Source organism: Streptomyces sp. NPDC127119, assembly GCF_042677425.1.
Lineage (GTDB): Bacteria > Actinomycetota > Actinomycetes > Streptomycetales > Streptomycetaceae > Streptomyces.
The window spans coordinates 79775-97827 of sequence record NZ_JBHXTO010000021.1 but is presented as its reverse complement, the minus strand read 5'-3'; the positions used below and the strand labels follow the sequence as shown (position 1 = coordinate 97827).

Sequence of the window (18053 nt, the reverse complement as noted above, 5' to 3'; positions counted from 1 at the left end):
CCTCAAAAGCGGGTCTGCGCCCCGGCTTTTGCCCCTTGAGGGGCGCGGGGAACTGCGCGGGCGACCCCCACCGGCCCGCACCCGGTATACGACCGCCGGGGCCGCGGACAGGCTCACGCAGGGACGCGCGTGCCGGTCAGGCGGAAGGCCAGTGCCGTGCAGCGACGGCCCGCGGACACCGTGCGGACCGCCTGGCCCAACGCCTTCCGCGACCCCACCAGCACCACCAACCTCTTCGCCCGCGTGACCGCCGTATACAAGAGGTTCCGCTGGAGCATCATCCACGCCCCGGTCGTCACCGGAATGACCACCGCCGGATACTCACTCCCCTGAGACCGGTGGATCGTCACCGCGTACGCATGCGCCAGCTCGTCCAGTTCGTCGAACTCGTACGGCACCTCCTCGTCCTCGTCGGTCAGCACCGTCAGCCGCTGATCGTCGAGGTTGAGCGAGGTCACGACCCCCACCGTGCCGTTGAAGACGCCGTTCTCGCCCTTCTCGTAGTTGTTGCGGATCTGTGTGACCTTGTCGCCCACCCGGAAGACCCGCCCGCCGAACCGCTTCTCGGGGAGATCGGGCCGGGCCGGTGTGACGGCCTGCTGGAGCAGCCCGTTGAGCGCGGCGGCCCCCGCCGGCCCCCGGTGCATCGGCGCGAGCACCTGCACATCGCGCCGCGGATCGAGCCCGAACTTCGCCGGGATGCGCCGCGCCGCCACATCCACCGTGAGCCGCCCGGCCTCCTCCGTGTCGTCCTCCACGAAGAGGAAGAAGTCCTTGAGCTTGTCGGTGACGGGCTGCTGTCCGGCGTTGATCCGGTGGGCGTTCATGACCACACCCGACTGCTGGGCCTGCCGGAAGACCTGGGTCAGCCGGACCGCGGGTACCGGCCCGCCCTCCGCCAGCAGGTCGCGCAGCACCTCGCCCGCCCCGACGCTCGGCAACTGGTCCACGTCCCCCACGAACAGCAGATGCGCTCCCGGCGGCACGGCCTTGACCAGTTTGTTGGCCAGCAGCAGGTCCAGCATCGACGCCTCGTCCACGACGACGAGGTCGGCGTCCAGGGGACGGTCCCTGTCGTAGGCCGCGTCGCCCCCGGGCCGCAGCTCCAGCAGCCGGTGCACGGTGGAGGCCTCCGCGCCGGTCAGCTCGGCGAGCCGCTTGGCGGCCCGGCCGGTCGGCGCCGCGAGGACCACCTTCGCCTTCTTCGCGCGGGCCAGTTCCACGATCGACCGGACCGTGAAGGACTTGCCGCAGCCGGGTCCGCCCGTGAGCACCGCGACCTTCTCGGTGAGCGCGAGCCGCACGGCCTGTTCCTGCTCGGGTGCCAGCTCCGTCCCCGTACGCCCCTTGAGCCAGGCCAACGCCTTGTCCCAGGTCACGTCCCGGAACCCGGGCATCCGGTCCTCGTCGGTACGCAGGAGCCGCAGCAACTGGGCGGACAGCGACAGTTCGGCCCGGTGGAAGGGCACGAGGTAGATGGCCGTCACGGGCTCCCCGCCGTCCGGCCCCGGCACCCGCTCCCGTACGACACCGGGGTCCTCGCCCTCTTCGGCCGGAGCGGCCAGTTCCGCCAGGCACTCGATGACCAGGCCCGTGTCCACCTGGAGCAGTTTCACCGCGTCCGCGATCAGCCGTTCCTCCGGGAGGAAGCAGTGGCCCTGGTCGCTGGACTGCGACAGCGCGTACTGCAGTCCGGCCTTCACCCGCTCCGGGCTGTCGTGCGGGATGCCCACGGACTGGGCGATCTTGTCGGCGGTGAGGAAGCCGATGCCCCAGACGTCGGAGGCCAGGCGGTAGGGCTGGTTCTTGACGACCGAGATCGACGCGTCGCCGTACTTCTTGTAGATCCGCACCGCGATGGACGTGGACACCTCGACGGTCTGGAGGAAGAGCATGACCTCTTTGATCGCCTTCTGTTCCTCCCAGGCCTCGGCGATCTTCTTGGTGCGCTTGGGGCCGAGTCCCGGCACCTCGATGAGGCGCTTCGGCTCCTCCTCGATGATCTGGAGCGTGTCCAGCCCGAAGTGCGTGGTGATGCGGTCGGCGAAGACCGGTCCGATGCCTTTGACCAGGCCGGATCCGAGGTAACGGCGGATGCCCTGGACCGTGGCGGGCAGCACGGTCGTGTAGTTCTCGACGGTGAACTGTTTCCCGTACTGCTGATGGGAACCCCAACGGCCCTCCATCCGCAGGGACTCCCCCACCTGGGCGCCGAGCAGCGCGCCGACGACCGTGAGGAGATCACCGCCGCCGCGACCGGTGTCGACGCGCGCGACCGTGTACCCGTTCTCCTCGTTGGCGTACGTGATCCGCTCCAGTACGCCTTCCAGAACCGCCAGGTTCCGGGCCTCGCTCCCCGCCCCTTGATTGGACATGATCCGACGCTACCGCCCACGTCTGACACTGACGTACTGTCGACAGAGATGGGGAATTCCGAGCCGACCTTCTCGCGATGCCCTATCTTCGCAAGATAGTGTCGACACGTTAAGCGCCACTCCATACCGATCGAGACCGATCGAGGCCCGTATCGATGTCGTGGTGTCCTGCTTCACCGTCCTGCTTCACCGGGGACACGGTCTTCGAGGTCGCCCAGGGCCGGGCCGAACCGTTCGGCCGGCTCACCCGCGTCGTCGCCGAACAGGGCGACCCGCGGCGGCACTTGATCGGCAACGTGATCGTGGACGAACCGGCCCTCAGCGTGGTCACGGTCGCCGCGGACGGGCTGAGTCTGGGCGCCGGTGTCCTTTGCACGGCCCGCCTGCGCCGTGAGCAGGACGGCTGCCGGCGGTTCGGCTACTTCTTCGTCGGCATGGGCTCCTGCGCGGGCACCAAGCCGACGGCGGGCGAGAAGTAGCCGCCGCGGGTCAGCCGTTCTTGCGGGCCACGCCTCCGTAGAAGCCGATCACGTCCGATCCGGCCGGCGGCTCGGCGTCCGGGCGCCAGTACGGAACCTGGACCAGACCGGGCTCGATCAGTTCGAAGCCGTCGAAGAGCCGCTCGACCTCGGCGCGGGACCGCAGGTTCATGGTGGCGGTCGCGTTGCTGTAGACGGCCTGTGCCGCACTGCGGTCGGCGAAGTCGCCGGTGGCGTGCGAGAGCACCAGAAAGCTCCCGGCCGGCAGCGCGTCGCGCAGGGTGGCGACGACCTGAGCGGGCCGCTCGGCGTCGGTGAGGAAGTGGAAGATGGCGACCAGGAGCACGGCGACCGGTTCGCCGAAGTCGATGACCCGGCGGACATCGGGGTGGTCCACGATGGACCGCGGGTCGCGCAGGTCGGCGAGCACGACGCTGGTCTCGCCGGTACGGCCGAGCAGCGCGTCGGCGTGCGCCTTCACGATCGGATCGTTGTCGACGTACGCGACCCGCACGTCCGGCGCCACCGCGTGGGCGATCTCGTGCACGTTCGGCGAGGTGGGCAGCCCGGTGCCGATGTCGAGGATCTGACGGACTCCGCCACCGACGATGTGCTGGACGGCGCGTCGCAGGAAGTCGCGGTTGGCCCGCACGCCGATGAACACCTCGGGTGCGGCGGCGGCGAGCCGGTCCCCGGCCTGCTCGTCGACCTCGTAGTGGTCCTTGCCGCCGAGCAGGTAGTCGTAGATCCGCGCGGGATGCGGCCTGCTGGTGTCGATCTCCTCGGCACGGAAACCGTCCTGACTCACGCTGCGCACTCCTCTCGACCACAGCCACAGCCACAGCCACAGCCGGTTGTCTGTGTACGGCTGGCCACAGCTTCCCACATGACCGATCCCCAACTCGACTGACCAGGGCCGCGGTTGTGGCTCGGCCCGATCACCGTGCGGCGCTCAGCCGGACAGCAGCGAGGCGATCCTTCGGACGAGTTGGGCGTTCTTCGCCGCGTCGATCTCGATCAAGTTGCGCCCGGAGGCCACCACGGCGGGCCATCCCAGCCCGATCACCCGGGGGCCGCGACGAGATGGCCGCCCGTGCTCAGTCTCCGCACTCCGGTGTCCCAGGGGAGGTCGCTCGCGGAGAGTGCCCGGGCCGTGTCGGCGTCGGCGGACACCCACCGCAGGGTGACCACGAAGATGTCCTTGTCAGATCCCGACTCCGGGACGAACCGGCACCGCGTCGCGTGCGGCAGTCCGACGCCGAAGACGGTGCGGCTTCCGCCGACCGGAAGCCGGACATGGTCCCCGCCCAGCCCTTCGAGCTGTTCGTCCGAGAGCAGGGAGCAGGCGTCCGGCCAGTCCGACGGCGCGACCCCGCCCAGGGCGGGTTCATCCAGGCCCCGCCACGTCAGGCGCAGCGCCGTGCAACGGGCGCCGTTGTTCCTCTTGATCACGGCGCCGACGTCGGACTGTGTACTGAGTTCTGCCCGGTCCTCGGGAGAGGTGAGGGCGTCGGCGAAGGCCGTACAGCCGGGCTCGTCCATCAGCCGGGGCAGGACGTCGAAGTCGGGCCCCGCCGATCTGGAGGGCGACGGCCCGGGAGTCTCGACGGAGCTGCCGTCGGCGTCCGGCGACAGCCATTCCCCGACGAGCGGCCCGGCTTGGGACGGCGGCGGCTCCAAGCCGGGCCACCACCGGTACGTCACGCGCGTACGCCGGCCAGCTCGAACCACACCACCTTCCAGCCTGCCGCTCGGGACCGGGCGGCGAGGGGGTGGCGCCCCCAGGCGTCGGCCGGCGCGTCGACGAGGAACAGGCCCCGGCCGAAGTCCTGCCCGGTGGTGCAGGGCAAGGGGTCGGGGAGTTCGGGATGGTTGTCCATGACCCCGATCCGGACGACGCCGTCGCGGTTGTCGCGGGTACGGAGTCTGACGGCGCGCGTCGCGCATCGCATGGGGCGTCAACAGGTCCTCGAACGAAGCCCTCCGCACCCTCATCCTCCACATCAAAGCCGGCAAGGCCGACCACCTCCTCTGAGGCGTGCGTCGTCGGAAGGGGCCGCGCGCGGCGACCGCGCGGCCCCCTGGCAGCTCGCGGTCGTCAGTCCTGGACGATCACGTTCGTGCCCGCACCCCCGGAGATCGTGTCCGTGCCCGCCCCGCCGTACAGCTTGTCGTTGCCGCTGTTGCCCCAGATGCGGTCGTTGCCGGCGTCCCCGTGCACGGTGTCGTCGCCCTTGCCGCCGTACAGCTCGTCGTCGCCCGCGCCGCCGTACACCGTGTCGTTGCCGTCGTCGCCCTTGATGATCTGCTCGCCCGCGCCGCCGCGCAGCACGTCGTTGCCCGCGCCGCCCTGGAGGATCTCCCCGCCGCCGGTGGCGGTGAGGGTGTCGGCGCCGTCGCCGCCCAGGGACGATCCGTACTGGCCCACCGTGATGACGTCGTTCCCCGCGCCGCCCCTGACGGCGCTGCCGTCGACCCGTTCGCCGGCGCCGCTGGTCCACTTGTCGTTGCCGATGCCCAGCTCGACGGAGTTGTAGGAGAAAATCTGGTCGGTGCGATTCTCGACGGAGCCGGTGTCGTTCCCGTCGCCGAGGTCCGCCTCCAGAGCCGCGTACGGGGACTGGCTCTCGATATTCTCGACAGCGCAGGTGACTTTGGTCAGGTCCGCGTTGTCGGGATGGCTGCAACCCTTTCCGGCGGTTATCGGAACGACGTCGTCGATTACATAGACGTATTGCGCGCGGTCGTCGCTGTACGACTGCGTGACGGCCACATTGTTGACCTGACCTGCGGCTGCCGTGTACGTGAGCTGCCATCCGTACTCGTTGACCGCGGCCGTGGCCGTCGATTCCGCGGCACTCGCCGTTCCGGCGAGGGCAAGCGGAAGAGCCAGTCCGATGCCGACAATCGGCGCCAGAAGCGATAGGGCGCGCGCAGGACGAGGACCACCGCGGCGATAAGGCATTGCATAACCTCCATGGAGCAGTTGTGGTGCCTTTCGCTTGGTGTGACGGACGAGGTGCGCGCTTGGTTGTGCACCAACTCGCGGACAAATGCGCGGCGCGCAATAGTAAACACGCCGGCAATTCCCCATTCCGACGAAATTCACCCGGCCGTCACGCTGCGGGACCCCCGCGAGGCTCCCGGGCGAAGGAGGGGCCGGGGGCACCCCGCCCCACCCGTCCGCAACATCACGATCCGGTCTCAAGGACTTGTCTACTTCGATGTAATCGATTCCAATCGCTCTCAGCGCTACGCATGTAATCGATTCCAAGATGATCCACAAGGAGGTGGAGCGTCGATGGCGAGCATCAAGGACGTCGCCGCCGAGGCGGGTGTCTCCGTCGCCACGGTGTCGCGGGTCCTGAACGACCACCCGTCGGTGAGCGCGGACGCCCGTACCCGCGTACTGGCCGCCGTCGAGGCACTGGGCTACCGCCCGAACGCCGTCGCCCGCTCCCTGCGCACCGACCAGACCCACACCCTCGGCCTGGTCATCAGCGACGTACTGAACCCGTACTTCACCGAACTGGCCCGCTCCGTCGAGGAGGAGGCCCGCGCCCTCGGGTACAGCGTCATCATCGGCAACGCCGACGAGCGGCCCGACCTGCAGGACCATCACGTCCGTACGCTCCTCGACCGCCGTATCGACGGCCTCCTCGTGTCGCCCACGGACGGCGGCTCCCCGCTGATGCTGGACGCGGCGCGCTCGGGTACGCCGATGGTCTTCGTGGACCGGTGGATACCGGGCGTGGACGTGCCCGTCGTCCGGGCCGACGGCCGCGCCGCCGTACGCGATCTCGTCGCCCACCTGTACGGTCTCGGCCACCGCAGGCTCGCGATCATCGCGGGCCCGGCCGCCACCACCACCGGCAGCGAGCGCGTCGACGCCTTCCGGGACGCCCTGCGCGCGTACGGGCTGCCGCTCCCCGACGCCTACATCGGGCAGGGCGACTTCCAGGCGGCCAGCGGCCGGCGGGCCACCGAGGAGTTCCTCGACCTGGCCGAGCCGCCCGAGGTCGTCTTCGCCGCCGACAACCTGATGGCCCTGGGCGCCCTGGACGCCGTACGGGCGCGTGGTCTTCGCGTGCCCGACGACATCGCGCTCGCCGCGTTCGACGACATCCCGTGGTTCGTGCACACCGATCCGCCGGTCACGGCGATCGCCCAGCCGACCCCCGAACTGGGCCGCGCCGCCGTACGCGCCGTCGTCGACCGCATCGAGGGACGGCCCCCGCAGTCGGTCACCCTCCCCGCCACCCTCGTCGTCCGCCGCTCCTGCGGCGAACCGCCCCCCATGGACAGCGCACCCGTGAACGTCACTCAAAGGAGCAACCCGTGAGCAGCAGCCCGGACGAGTTGCTGCGTATCGAAGGGATACGCAAGACCTTCCCCGGTGTGGTCGCGCTCGACAGCGTCGACTTCGATCTGCGCCGCGGCGAGGTGCACGTACTGCTCGGTGAGAACGGTGCCGGCAAAAGCACCCTCATCAAGATGCTGTCCGGCGCCTACCGCCCCGACGCCGGGAAGATCGTCGTCGACGGCGAGAAGGTCCGCATCCACGGAGCGCAGGACGCCGCGCGCCTCGGGATCGCGACCATCTACCAGGAGTTCAACCTGGTCCCCGACCTCACCGTCGCCGAGAACATCTTCCTGGGCCGCCAGCCGCGCCGCCTCGGGATGATCGACCGGAAGAGGATGGAGGCCGACGCCGCCGTGCTGTTGGAGCGGGTGGGCGTCAGTGTCTCGCCGCGTGCGCGGGTGCGTGAACTGGGCATCGCCCGGCTCCAGATGGTCGAGATCGCGAAGGCGCTGAGCCTGGACGCCCGCGTCCTGATCATGGACGAGCCGACCGCGGTGCTCACCTCCGGGGAGGTGGACAAGCTCTTCCGGATCGTGCGCAAGCTGCGCGAGGACGGCGTGGGCATCGTCTTCATCACCCACCACCTGGAGGAGATCGCCGCCCTGGGCGACCGCGTCACGGTCATCCGGGACGGCCGGAGCGTCGGCCAGGTCCCCGCGTCGACGCCCGAGGACGATCTCGTACGCATGATGGTGGGCCGTTCCATCGAGCTGCAGTACCCGCGCGAGCGGCCCGACGGCGACGGGAGCGCCGACGGCGGGCCGGCCCTGCTCACCGTCGACGGGCTCACCCGCAACGGTGTCTTCCACGATGTGACCTTCGAGGTGCGCGCCGGTGAGGTCGTCGGTATCGCCGGCCTCGTGGGCGCCGGACGGACCGAGGTCGTGCGAGCCGTCTTCGGCGCCGATCCCTACGACAAGGGGTCGGTCGCGGTCGCCGGTGAACGGCTTCCCCGCCACGACGTCAACGCCGCCATGACCGCCGGGATCGGGCTCGTCCCCGAGGACCGCAAGGGCCAGGGCCTGCTCCTGGACGCCTCCGTGGAGGAGAACCTCGGGCTCGTCACCCTGCGGGCGGCGACCCGCGGCGGGCTCGTCGACCTCAAGGGGCAGCGGACGGCCGCCGCGCGGATCGCCGAGCAGCTGGGCGTACGGATGGCCGGGCTCGGCCAGCACGTGCGCACGCTCTCCGGCGGCAACCAGCAGAAGGTCGTCATCGGCAAGTGGCTGCTCGCCGACACCAAGGTGCTGATCCTCGACGAGCCGACCCGCGGTATCGACGTGGGCGCCAAGGTCGAGATCTACCAGCTGGTCAACGCGCTCACGGCCGCCGGCCACGCCGTCCTGATGATCTCCAGCGATCTGCCCGAGGTGCTCGGCATGAGCGACCGGGTGCTGGTGATGGCCCAGGGCCGGATCGCCGGGGAACTTTCCGCCGACGAGGCGACCCAGGACTCCGTGATGGCCCTCGCCGTCAGCACACCGACCACCGCATCACCCACCAACTCTGTCACCCCTGTTACCCCCGTTACCCCTGATACCGCTGTGGAGGACCCCCGTGGCCACTGACACGCTCAAGAGCACAACGGGCGCGAGTGGCGCTCCAGGCGGTGGCGCCCCGGGCGCCTCTGGTGGCCTGCGCCGGCTCCTGCTCGACAACGGCGCGCTCACCGCGCTCATCATTCTCGTCATCGCGATGTCGGCCCTGTCCGGCGACTTCCTGACGACCGACAACCTGCTCAACATCGGCGTGCAGGCGGCCGTGACCGCCATCCTCGCCTTCGGTGTGACCTTCGTGATCGTCTCGGCGGGCATCGACCTGTCGGTCGGCTCGGTCGCCGCGCTGTCGGCCACCGTCCTTGCCTGGACGGCGACTTCGGAGGGCGTACCGGTCTGGATCGCGGTGATCCTCGCGATCGCCACCGGCATGGCGTGCGGCCTGGTCAACGGCGTCCTGATCTCGTACGGGAAGCTGCCGCCGTTCATCGCGACGCTCGCCATGCTGTCCGTGGGCCGCGGTCTGTCGCTGGTGATCTCGCAGGGCTCCCCCATCGCCTTCCCCGACTCGGTCTCGCACCTCGGTGACACGCTCGGCGGCTGGCTGCCCGTCCCGGTCCTCGTGATGATCGTCCTGGGCCTGATCACGGCCGTGATCCTCGGGCGTACGTACATCGGGCGTTCCATGTACGCGATCGGCGGCAACGAGGAGGCGGCGCGCCTCTCCGGGCTGCGGGTGAAGCGGCAGAAGCTCGCCATCTACGCACTGTCGGGGCTCTTCGCCGCCGCCGCGGGCATCGTGCTCGCCTCCCGGCTGTCCTCCGCGCAGCCGCAGGCCGCGCAGGGGTACGAGCTGGACGCGATCGCCGCCGTCGTCATCGGCGGCGCCTCCCTCGCGGGCGGCACCGGCAAGGCGTCCGGGACGCTGATCGGCGCGCTGATCCTCGCGGTGCTGCGCAACGGCCTCAACCTCCTGTCCGTGTCGGCGTTCTGGCAGCAGGTCGTCATCGGTGTGGTCATCGCGCTGGCGGTGCTGCTCGACACCGTGCGCCGCAAGGCCGGGGCGACCCCGGTGACGTCCGGCGCCGGCGGCGCGGCGGGCAGGAAGGGCCCGCAGGCGGTCAAGTACGGGCTCGCGGTCGTCCTCGTGGCGGCGGTCGTGGGCGGCCTGAGCATCTTCAACAGCGGCTCGTCGTCGTCCGACAAGCCCAAGGTCGGCCTGTCCCTCTCCACCCTGAACAACCCCTTCTTCGTACAGATCAAGGCGGGTGCGCAGGCCGAGGCGAAGAAGCTCGGGGCCGATCTGACCGTCACCGACGCGCAGAACGACGCCTCGCAGCAGGCCAACCAGCTGCAGAACTTCACCAGCGAGGGCGTCGACTCGATCATCGTCAACCCGGTGGACTCGGACGCGGCGGGCCCCTCGGTGCGCTCCGCCAACAAGTCCGACATCCCCGTCGTCGGTGTCGACCGGGGCGTCAACAAGGCGAGGACGGCCGCGCTCGTGGCCTCCGACAACGTCGAGGGCGGGCAGCTCGGCGCCAAGGCGCTGGCCGAGAAGCTGGGCGGCAAGGGCAAGATCGTCATTCTTCAGGGTCTGGCCGGTACGTCCGCGAGCCGTGAGCGCGGCGCGGGCTTCGAGGAGGGTCTGAAGGCCTACCCGGACATCGAGGTGGTCGCCAGGCAGCCCGCCGACTTCGACCGTACGAAGGGGCTGGACGTCATGACGAACCTGCTCCAGGCCCACCCGGACGTCCAGGGCGTCTTCGCCGAGAACGACGAGATGGCGCTCGGCGCGATCAAGGCGCTCGGCTCCAAGGCCGGGAAGTCGGTCCAGGTCATCGGCTTCGACGGCACGCCGGACGGACTGAAGGCCGTCGCGGACGGCACGATGTACGCCTCCGTGGCACAGCAGCCGAAGGAACTCGGCAGGATCGCCGTGGAGAACGCGCTGCGGGCGGCCGACGGCAAGAAGACCGAGCAGACGGTGAAGGTCCCGGTGAAGGTGGTCACGTCGAAGAACGTGGCCGACTTCACGGGCTGACCCCGACCGCCCCGTATTCACCTTTCCAGGGAGACAGTTCATGTTCGAGTACGACCTGCTGGTCGTCGGGTCGGCCAACGCCGATCTGGTCATCGGTGTCGAGCGGCGGCCGGGCGCCGGGGAGACCGTGCTCGGCTCCGACCTGGCCCTGCACCCGGGCGGCAAGGGCGCCAACCAGGCGGTCGCCGCCGCCCGGCTGGGGGCGCGTACGGCGCTCCTCGCCCGGGTCGGCGACGACGCGCACGGCCGGCTGCTGCTCGACTCACAGCGGGCGGCCGGGGTCGACACGTCCGGGGTCCTCGTCGGCGGCGCGCCCACCGGGGTCGCGCTCATCACGGTGGACCCGTCCGGCGACAACAGCATCGTGGTGTCACCGGGCGCGAACGGCCGCCTCACCCCGGACGACATCCGCGAGGCATCGGCCCTGCTCACGGCCTCCCGGGTGGTCTCGGCACAACTGGAGATCCCGCTGGAGACGGTCGAGGAGGTCGTACGAACCTTGCGCCCCGGCACGCGTTTCGTCCTCAACCCCTCCCCGCCGCAGGAGTTGCCCGCGGCCGTCCTCGCCGCCTGCGACCCGCTGATCGTGAACGAGCACGAGGCGCGGGTGGTGCTCGGCGCGGACGCGGGCACGACGCCCGAGGAGTGGGCCGGGGCGCTGCTGGCCCTCGGCCCGCGCTCGGTGGTCGTCACCCTGGGCGAGGAGGGCGCGCTGGTCGCCGACGCCTCGGGCGCCACCCGGGTCCCGGCCGTCGAGGTGACCGCCGTGGACACGACCGGCGCGGGCGACTCGTTCACGGCGGCGCTGGCCTGGCGGCTGGGCGCGGGCGAGTCCCTCGCGGACTCGGCGGCGTACGCGGCCCGCGTGGGCGCCGTCGCCGTCACCCGTCAGGGCGCGCAGGCGTCCTTCCCCACCGCCGAAGAGGTCGCCGCCGTATGAAGAAGTCCGGAATCCTGAACCGCCACCTGGCGGGCGCGACAGCCGAACTGGGCCACGGCGACGGCGTCCTGATCTGCGACGCGGGCATGCCGATCCCGCCGGGCCCACGGGTGGTGGACCTGGCGTTCCGCGCCGGGGTCCCGTCGTTCCAGGAGGTCCTGGAGGGCCTGCTGGAAGAACTGGTGGTGGAGGGGGCGACGGCGGCGACGGAGGTGCGGGAGGCGAACCCGGAGGCTTCAGCCCTCCTGACAGCCCACTTCCCCGACACGCTGACCCACGTCTCCCACGAGGACCTGAAGACGCTCTCGGCCGGCGCCCGCCTGATCGTCCGGACCGGCGAGGCCCGGCCTTACGCGAATGTGCTGCTGCGGTGCGGGGTGTTCTTCTAGCACCGGGGAGCACGCGCCGGGGAGCACCGGGCCGTCGCCGGAACATTCCGCTCCGGACATCCGGACATATTTCGAGGGGCCCGGTCCGTCGACCGGGCCCCTCGGTTCCCCTCCCCCAGATCAGAACCCCCGCGATCCCCCCGGATCCCCCTCCAAAGGTTCTGATGCCACGTACGACCCGCGAGGTGGGGGGAGGGTTGCACGGTTGCTTGAGATTTTTTTGAGCTTTTTTCGAGCGGGGGCGGGCGCCCGCTCTGGGCGACACTGGGCGGGTGATTGTCGAACGCGCGTATGCCCATCTCTCCTCGTACGACGAGGACGTCTGGCCCTGGTCCGTGCCCTGTGTCCGGCAGCTGATCGAGGAGGGGCTGCGGTTCACCGCGCCGGTGACCTTTCTGGTCGGGGAGAACGGCTCGGGGAAGTCGACGCTGGTCGAGGCGCTGGCGGAGGGGTTCGGGCTGGACTCCTACGGCGGCTCACACGACTGGCGCTACGCCTCCCCGCGGGGCAAGTCGGCGCTCGGCGAGCGGATGAAGTTCGACGCTGCCCCGCGCGGGCGCCGTATGGCCACGAGCTGGGCGGCCCGCAAGGGCTTCTTCCTGCGGGCCGAGACCGCGCTCGACGCCCTGGGCAGGGAAGGGCTGTCGCCGGACTCGGTCAGCCACGGCGAGGGCTTCCTCGCGGCGTTCCGCGGGAAGTTCCTGCACACCGGCCTCTACGTGCTCGACGAGCCGGAGGCCGCCCTCTCCTTCTCCTCGTGCCTCGAACTGATCGGGCACATCGACCGGTTGACCAAGGAGGGCGGCCAGGTCGTCTGCGCCACTCACTCCCCCTTGCTGACCGCCCTGCCCGGCGCGGACATCGTCGAGGTCGGCGAGCACGGCATGCGGAAGGTCGCCTGGCGGGAGCTCGGCGTCGTCGACCACTGGCGCCGCTATCTCGCCGACCCGCACGCCTATCTGCGGCACGTCCTCGACACGTAGGGGCGGAGCCGGACCGTAGACCTGTACCGGGCCCGCGCCGTGTGGTGGCGGCGTGGGCCCGATGGCGGCGCGCGGTGTTCTCAGGTTCGTCAGGTCGTGTGCTGGGTGAAGCGTGTCGCCGTCTCCGTCAGGACCTCGCGGCCGTTCCTGGCCCACAGGGCGTCGTTGAAGAGTTCGACCTCGATGGGGCCCGTGTAGCCCGCCGCCTCGACGTACGCCTTCCACTCGCGCATGTCGATCGAGCCGTCGCCGATCTGGCCGCGGCCGTTGAGGACGCCCTCGGGGAGCGGGGTCGTCCAGTCGGCGAGCTGGAAGGTGTGGATACGGCCGCCGGCGCCCGCGCGGGCGATCTGCTCGGGCGCCCGGTCGTCCCACCAGATGTGGTACGTGTCGACCGTCACGCCGACCTGGTGCGCGGGGAAGCGTTCCGCGAGATCCAGGGCCTGGGTGAGCGTGGAGACCACGCAGCGGTCGGCGGCGTACATGGGGTGGAGGGGTTCGATGGCGAGGCGTACTCCCCGTTCCTCGGCGTACGGGCCCAGTTCGGCCAGGGCGTCCGCGATGCGTTCCCGGGCGCCGTGGAGGTCCTTGGAGCCCGCCGGGAGGCCGCCCGAGACCAGGACGAGCGTGTCCGTGCCGAGGGTGGCCGCCTCGTCGATCGCCAGACGGTTGTCGTCGAGCGCCTGCACCCGCTCGGCCGGGTCGATCGCCGTGAAGAAGCCGCCGCGGCAGAGGGTCGTGACGGTCAGGCCGGCCTCCCGGACCAGCTTGGCCGTCCGCTCCAGGCCGTACGACCGGACCGGGTCCCGCCACAGGCCCACTCCCGGGATGCCCAACTCTCCGCAGGCGTCGACCAGTTCCGGCATCGACAGCTGCTTGACCGTCATCTGGTTGATGCTGAAGCGGGAGAGGTCGGCTGCGGTCACTGGTTCACTCCGTACAGGGAGAGCAGGTTCTTCATGCGGGTCTCGGCCAGCGTGGGGTCGGGGAACAGGCCCAGGCCATAGGCGAGTTCGTACGCGCGGGCGAGGTGCGGCAGGGAGCGGGCCGACTGGAGGCCGCCGACCATCGTGAAGTGGGACTGGTGGCCCGCGAGCCAGGCCAGGAACACCACGCCCGTCTTGTAGAAGCGGGTGGGGGGCTGGAAGAGGTGGCGCGACAACTCGACGGTGGGGTCGAGGAGTGCGCGGAAGCCCCGTACGTCGCCTGTGTCCAGGGTCCGTACGGCCTCCGCGGCGAGCGGGCCCAGCGGGTCGAAGATGCCGAGCAGGGCGTGGCTGAAGCCCTGGTCGTCGCCCGCGATCAGCTCGGGGTAGTTGAAGTCGTCGCCGGTGTAGCAGCGCACCCCGTCGGGGAGCTTGCGGCGCAGGTCGATCTCGCGCCGGGCGTCCAGCAGCGAGACCTTGATGCCGTCGACCTTGTCGGGGTGGGCGGCGATGACATCGAGGAACGTGCTGGTGGCGGCGTCCAGGTCGGTGCTGCCCCAGTAGCCCTCCAGGGCCGGGTCGAACATCGGGCCCAGCCAGTGCAGGACCACCGGTTCGGCGGCCTGGCGCAGCAGGTGGCCGTAGACCTCCAGATAGTCCTCGGGGCCCTTGGCGACGGCGGCCAGCGCGCGGGAGGCCATCAGGATGGCCTGCGACCCGGACTCCTCGACGAGGGCCAGCTGCTCCTCGTACGCCGCCCGTACGTCGTCCAGGCCGTACGACCCGTACGGGTGCACGGCCCCGGTGGCCGGCAGCTGGTCGGTGCCCACGCCGCAGGCGATCAGGCCACCGACCGACTTCGCCTCGGCCGACGAACGGCGGATCAGCTCGGCCGCGCCCGCCCAGTCGAGGCCCATCCCCCGCTGGGCCGTGTCCATCGCCTCGGCGACACCGAGTCCGTGGGACCACAGGTGGCGGCGGAAGGCGAGGGTGGCGTCCCAGTCGACGGCGGCGGGCGAGTCGGGGGTGGTGTCGGCGTACGGGTCGGCGACCACGTGCGCCGCCGAGAAGACCGTACGGGCGGCGAAGGGGGCGCCGGTGGTGACGGGGAGGGGGTCGGGGCGCGGGGTGTAGGTGTGCAACCTGCCGTCGGCGCCCGGGAGTCGGATCTTTCCGTTCGTCACAGGGAGATCTCCGGTACGTCGAAGCGGCGGCCCTCGGCGGAGGACCTCAGGCCCAGTTCGGCGAGCTGGACGCCGCGGGCGCCGGCCAGCAGGTCCCAGTGGTAGGGCGCGTCGGCGTAGACGTGCCGGAGGAACAGCTCCCACTGGGCCTTGAAGCCGTTGTCGAACTCGGCGTTGTCGGGCACCTCCTGCCACTGGTCGCGGAAGACCTCGGTGGCGGGGATGTCCGGGTTCCAGACCGGCTTGGGGGTCGCCGACCGGTGCTGGACACGGCAGTTGCGCAGTCCGGCGACGGCCGAACCCTCGGTGCCGTCGACCTGGAACTCGACGAGTTCGTCGCGGTTGACGCGGACCGCCCAGGAGGAGTTGATCTGGGCGATCGCGCCGCCTTCGAGTTCGAAGACGCCGTACGCGGCGTCGTCGGCGGTCGCGTCGTAGGGCTTGTCGCCCTCGTCCCAGCGCTGCGGGATGTGCGTGGCGGTGAGCGCCTGGACCGACTTCACCCGGCCGAACAGCTCGTGCAGCACGTACTCCCAGTGCGGGAACATGTCGACGACGATGCCGCCGCCGTCCTCGGTCCGGTAGTTCCACGACGGGCGCTGGGCGGACTGCCAGTCGCCCTCGAAGACCCAGTAGCCGAACTCGCCGCGGATGGACAGGACGCGGCCGAAGAAGCCGCCGTCGATGAGCCGCTTGAGCTTGAGCAGTCCGGGGAGGAAGAGCTTGTCCTGGACGACGCCGTGCTTGATGCCGGCCCCGTCCGCGAGACGGGCGAGCGCGAGGGCTCCGTCGAGGCCGGTCGCGGTCGGCTTCTCCGTGTAGATGTGCTTGCCGGCCGCGATCGCCTTCTTGAGCGCCTCCTCGCGGGCCGAGGTGACCTGCGCGTCGAAGTAGATGTCGATGGCCGGGTCGGCGAGGACGGCGTCCAGGTCGGTGGACCAGTGCTCGATGCCGTGCTGGTCGGCGAGCGCCTTCAGGGCGTGCTCGCGGCGGCCGACGAGGACCGGTTCGGGCCACAGCACGGTGCCGTCGCCGAGGTCGAGACCGCCCTGCTCGCGCAGGGCGAGGATCGAGCGGACGAGGTGCTGGCGGTAGCCCATGCGTCCCGTCACGCCGTTCATGGCGATGCGCACCGTCTTGCGTGTCACGTCATTCCCTTCGTACGCGTCCCGCGCCGCGTACGAACTGGCGAGCGTCGCAGCAAGCGCTTTCTATGTAAGAAGAAGCTAGCCTCTGTGCAGCGGATCGGACAAGAGCGCGGGGGTGGCGAGTTGTTCGAGGGGGCGAACGGGAGGGGTGTACGGCCGTAAGGTCGTGCCGGGTCCCGGCCGGACGTAAGGTCTGCACCACTCATCCGCGCTGCTCGGGCGACTTCCGGCCAGGGGCGTCGGGGCTGGGCGTTGCGCCGGACGGTGGTGATGGCAGTGGTTTCGGCTGTTGCTGTGGTTCTGGCTGTTGCTGTGACTGCGGCTGTGGTTCTGGCTGCGGCGATGGTTGCGGCAACGGCTGTGGCTGTGGCTACGACGGGGCAGCGGGCCCGCACTGGACTGACGACGATGACGAGATGCGCGACCGGAGGACTTCGAGATGACGGTGACCCTGGCGGACGTGGCGGCTCGCGCGCAGGTCTCGCCCGCGACGGTGTCGCGCGTGCTGAACGGGAACTATCCCGTGGCGGCCTCCACCCGCGAACGGGTGCTGCGGGCCGTGGACGACCTGGACTACGTACTGAACGGTCCCGCGAGCGCACTCGCGGCAGCCACCTCCGACCTGGTCGGGATCCTGGTCAACGACATCGCCGACCCGTTCTTCGGAATCATGGCAGGGGCGATCCAGTCCGAGATCGGAGGGCCCGGGGGCCGGGCGGGCGGGGAACGGCTCGCCGTCGTGTGCAACACCGGCGGCTCTCCGGAACGCGAACTCACCTACCTCACGCTCCTTCAACGGCAGCGGGCCGCTGCCGTCGTACTGACCGGTGGGGCCGTGGAGAACACCGCGCACGCGACAGCCATGGCGACGAAGCTGCGCAAGCTCGGGGAGGCCGGGACGCGCGTGGTGCTGTGCGGACGGCCGCCCGCGCCGGCGGACACCGACGCGGTGGCGCTCACCTTCGACAACCGGGGTGGCGGGCGGGAACTGACCGAGCATCTGATCGGGCTCGGGCACCGGCGGATGGGGTACATCGCGGGGCCCGAGGAGCGGACGACCACGCGGCACCGGCTGGAAGGGCATCGGGACGCGCTCGCCGCGCACGGCATCGCCGACGATCCCGCGCGGACGGTTCATGGGCGGTACGACCGGCGGGCGGGGTACGAGGCCACGATCGAACTCCTTCGCCGGGAGCCCGACTTGACGGCTGTCGTGGCGGCGAACGACACGGTGGCGTTGGGCGCGTGCGCGGCCCTTCGGGACTCGGGCCTGCGCATTCCGGACGACGTGTCCGTCGTCGGCTTCGACGACCTGCCGTTCAGCATCGACGCGGTGCCGGCGCTCACGACCGTGCGGTTGCCGCTGGCTGACGCGGGGGGTCGGGCGGGGCGGATCGCGATGGGGCGGGAGGAGGTTCCGCCCGGGGGGATCGCGACGATTCGGGGGGAGTTGATGGTGCGGGGGTCTACGGGGGTTCCCAAGGGGGCGTAGGGGGTTGGGGGTTGGGGGTTGGGGGGGGGCGGGGGTCGTTTTTCGGGTGCGGGCCGGTGGGGGGTGTTGCGCAGTTCCCCGCGCCCCTGGGGGGCCTCCGGCCGGAGTTCAGCCTGCGGGTCCGTGGTGGCTGAGCGCGCCGTTCCCCGCGCCCCTAGGTGGGTGGGGGTGCGGTCGGGTCGTCGGCTGCGGGTCGTGTGGGGCTGGGTGCGCCGGTGAGGGCCGCGGCCCCGT

The 18053-nt window shown here is 70.8% G+C and carries 16 protein-coding genes; 8 read left to right on the top strand and 8 right to left on the bottom strand.

Features of this window, described 5'->3' with window-relative positions; translation table 11 throughout:
- Positions 1 to 113: 113 nt before the first annotated feature.
- Positions 114 to 2375, bottom strand: coding sequence for an ATP-dependent RecD-like DNA helicase (locus ACFVH5_RS12990; protein ID WP_385833605.1), 2262 nt, complete (start codon positions 2373 to 2375; stop codon positions 114 to 116).
- A gap of 155 nt (positions 2376 to 2530) precedes the next feature.
- Between ACFVH5_RS12990 and ACFVH5_RS12985 the strand changes: the two genes are divergently transcribed.
- Positions 2531 to 2854: a hypothetical protein gene (locus ACFVH5_RS12985; protein ID WP_385833604.1), complete on the top strand. Its 324-nt coding sequence runs from the start codon at positions 2531 to 2533 to the stop codon at positions 2852 to 2854.
- 10 nt (positions 2855 to 2864) lie between these two features.
- Here ACFVH5_RS12985 and ACFVH5_RS12980 read toward each other — a convergent pair whose 3' ends face one another.
- From ACFVH5_RS12980 to ACFVH5_RS12965, 4 genes are all read right to left on the bottom strand, one after another.
- On the bottom strand, positions 2865 to 3662 hold the full coding sequence (locus ACFVH5_RS12980) for an SAM-dependent methyltransferase (RefSeq protein ID WP_385833603.1): 798 nt from the start codon (positions 3660 to 3662) through the stop codon (positions 2865 to 2867).
- 254 nt (positions 3663 to 3916) lie between these two features.
- Complete coding sequence (locus ACFVH5_RS12975; protein ID WP_385833601.1) at positions 3917 to 4534, bottom strand: hypothetical protein; 618 nt, start codon at positions 4532 to 4534, stop codon at positions 3917 to 3919.
- 20 nt (positions 4535 to 4554) lie between these two features.
- Positions 4555 to 4806 (bottom strand): hypothetical protein, encoded by a 252-nt coding sequence (locus ACFVH5_RS12970; protein ID WP_385833600.1) that lies wholly within the window; start codon positions 4804 to 4806, stop codon positions 4555 to 4557.
- Between the two features lie 146 nt (positions 4807 to 4952).
- The gene (locus ACFVH5_RS12965) at positions 4953 to 5627 is read right to left on the bottom strand and encodes a calcium-binding protein (RefSeq protein WP_385833598.1); all 675 of its coding nucleotides are present in this window, start codon (positions 5625 to 5627) and stop codon (positions 4953 to 4955) included.
- Positions 5628 to 6155: 528 nt separating this feature from the next.
- On the opposite strand from ACFVH5_RS12965, the gene ACFVH5_RS12960 reads away from it, so the two are divergent.
- From ACFVH5_RS12960 to ACFVH5_RS12935, 6 genes are all read left to right on the top strand, one after another.
- Positions 6156 to 7196, top strand: coding sequence for a LacI family DNA-binding transcriptional regulator (locus ACFVH5_RS12960; protein WP_383939590.1), 1041 nt, complete (start codon positions 6156 to 6158; stop codon positions 7194 to 7196).
- On the top strand, positions 7193 to 8785 hold the full coding sequence (locus ACFVH5_RS12955; RefSeq protein WP_385833597.1) for a sugar ABC transporter ATP-binding protein: 1593 nt from the start codon (positions 7193 to 7195) through the stop codon (positions 8783 to 8785). The genes ACFVH5_RS12960 and ACFVH5_RS12955 overlap by 4 nt, the downstream gene beginning before the upstream one ends.
- On the top strand, positions 8775 to 10757 hold the full coding sequence (locus tag ACFVH5_RS12950) for a substrate-binding domain-containing protein (RefSeq protein ID WP_385833595.1): 1983 nt from the start codon (positions 8775 to 8777) through the stop codon (positions 10755 to 10757). The genes ACFVH5_RS12955 and ACFVH5_RS12950 overlap by 11 nt, the downstream gene beginning before the upstream one ends.
- A 40-nt stretch (positions 10758 to 10797) precedes the next feature.
- A complete protein-coding gene (locus ACFVH5_RS12945) occupies positions 10798 to 11697 on the top strand; it encodes a ribokinase (protein ID WP_385833594.1) in 900 nt (299 codons plus the stop codon).
- Positions 11694 to 12086 carry a D-ribose pyranase gene (rbsD, locus tag ACFVH5_RS12940; RefSeq protein WP_385833593.1) on the top strand — a complete coding sequence of 131 codons (393 nt, stop codon included), beginning with the start codon at positions 11694 to 11696 and terminating at the stop codon, positions 12084 to 12086. Before ACFVH5_RS12945 ends, rbsD begins: the two co-directional genes overlap by 4 nt.
- 272 nt (positions 12087 to 12358) lie before the next feature.
- Positions 12359 to 13069 carry an AAA family ATPase gene (locus tag ACFVH5_RS12935; protein ID WP_385833592.1) on the top strand — a complete coding sequence of 237 codons (711 nt, stop codon included), beginning with the start codon at positions 12359 to 12361 and terminating at the stop codon, positions 13067 to 13069.
- An 89-nt stretch (positions 13070 to 13158) separates the two neighbouring features.
- On the opposite strand, the gene ACFVH5_RS12930 is transcribed toward ACFVH5_RS12935, so the two are convergent.
- From ACFVH5_RS12930 to ACFVH5_RS12920, 3 genes are read right to left on the bottom strand one after another with little or no spacing between them, the layout of a single operon-like run.
- Entirely contained in the window at positions 13159 to 13956 is a 798-nt protein-coding gene (locus tag ACFVH5_RS12930; RefSeq protein ID WP_385833612.1) for a sugar phosphate isomerase/epimerase family protein, read from the bottom strand.
- Between the two features lie 35 nt (positions 13957 to 13991).
- Positions 13992 to 15179, bottom strand: a complete 1188-nt coding sequence (locus tag ACFVH5_RS12925; RefSeq protein WP_385833591.1) for a dihydrodipicolinate synthase family protein — start codon at positions 15177 to 15179, stop codon at positions 13992 to 13994.
- Complete coding sequence (locus ACFVH5_RS12920) at positions 15176 to 16327, bottom strand: Gfo/Idh/MocA family protein (RefSeq protein ID WP_385833590.1); 1152 nt, start codon at positions 16325 to 16327, stop codon at positions 15176 to 15178. The genes ACFVH5_RS12925 and ACFVH5_RS12920 overlap by 4 nt, the downstream gene beginning before the upstream one ends.
- A gap of 439 nt (positions 16328 to 16766) precedes the next feature.
- Between ACFVH5_RS12920 and ACFVH5_RS12915 the strand changes: the two genes are divergently transcribed.
- Complete coding sequence (locus ACFVH5_RS12915) at positions 16767 to 17819, top strand: LacI family DNA-binding transcriptional regulator (RefSeq protein WP_385833589.1); 1053 nt, start codon at positions 16767 to 16769, stop codon at positions 17817 to 17819.
- The last annotated feature ends 234 nt before the right edge of the window (positions 17820 to 18053 follow it).

Coding starts and splice junctions, on each gene's coding strand:
- ACFVH5_RS12990 (WP_385833605.1), bottom strand. CDS start 2,375: ATGTCCAATCAAGGGGCGGGGAGCGAGGCCCGGAACCTGGCGGTTCTG.
- ACFVH5_RS12985 (WP_385833604.1), top strand. CDS start 2,531: ATGTCGTGGTGTCCTGCTTCACCGTCCTGCTTCACCGGGGACACGGTC.
- ACFVH5_RS12970 (WP_385833600.1), bottom strand. CDS start 4,806: ATGCGATGCGCGACGCGCGCCGTCAGACTCCGTACCCGCGACAACCGC.
- ACFVH5_RS12960 (WP_383939590.1), top strand. CDS start 6,156: ATGGCGAGCATCAAGGACGTCGCCGCCGAGGCGGGTGTCTCCGTCGCC.
- ACFVH5_RS12945 (WP_385833594.1), top strand. CDS start 10,798: ATGTTCGAGTACGACCTGCTGGTCGTCGGGTCGGCCAACGCCGATCTG.
- rbsD (WP_385833593.1), top strand. CDS start 11,694: ATGAAGAAGTCCGGAATCCTGAACCGCCACCTGGCGGGCGCGACAGCC.
- ACFVH5_RS12930 (WP_385833612.1), bottom strand. CDS start 13,956: ATGACGGTCAAGCAGCTGTCGATGCCGGAACTGGTCGACGCCTGCGGA.
- ACFVH5_RS12915 (WP_385833589.1), top strand. CDS start 16,767: ATGACGGTGACCCTGGCGGACGTGGCGGCTCGCGCGCAGGTCTCGCCC.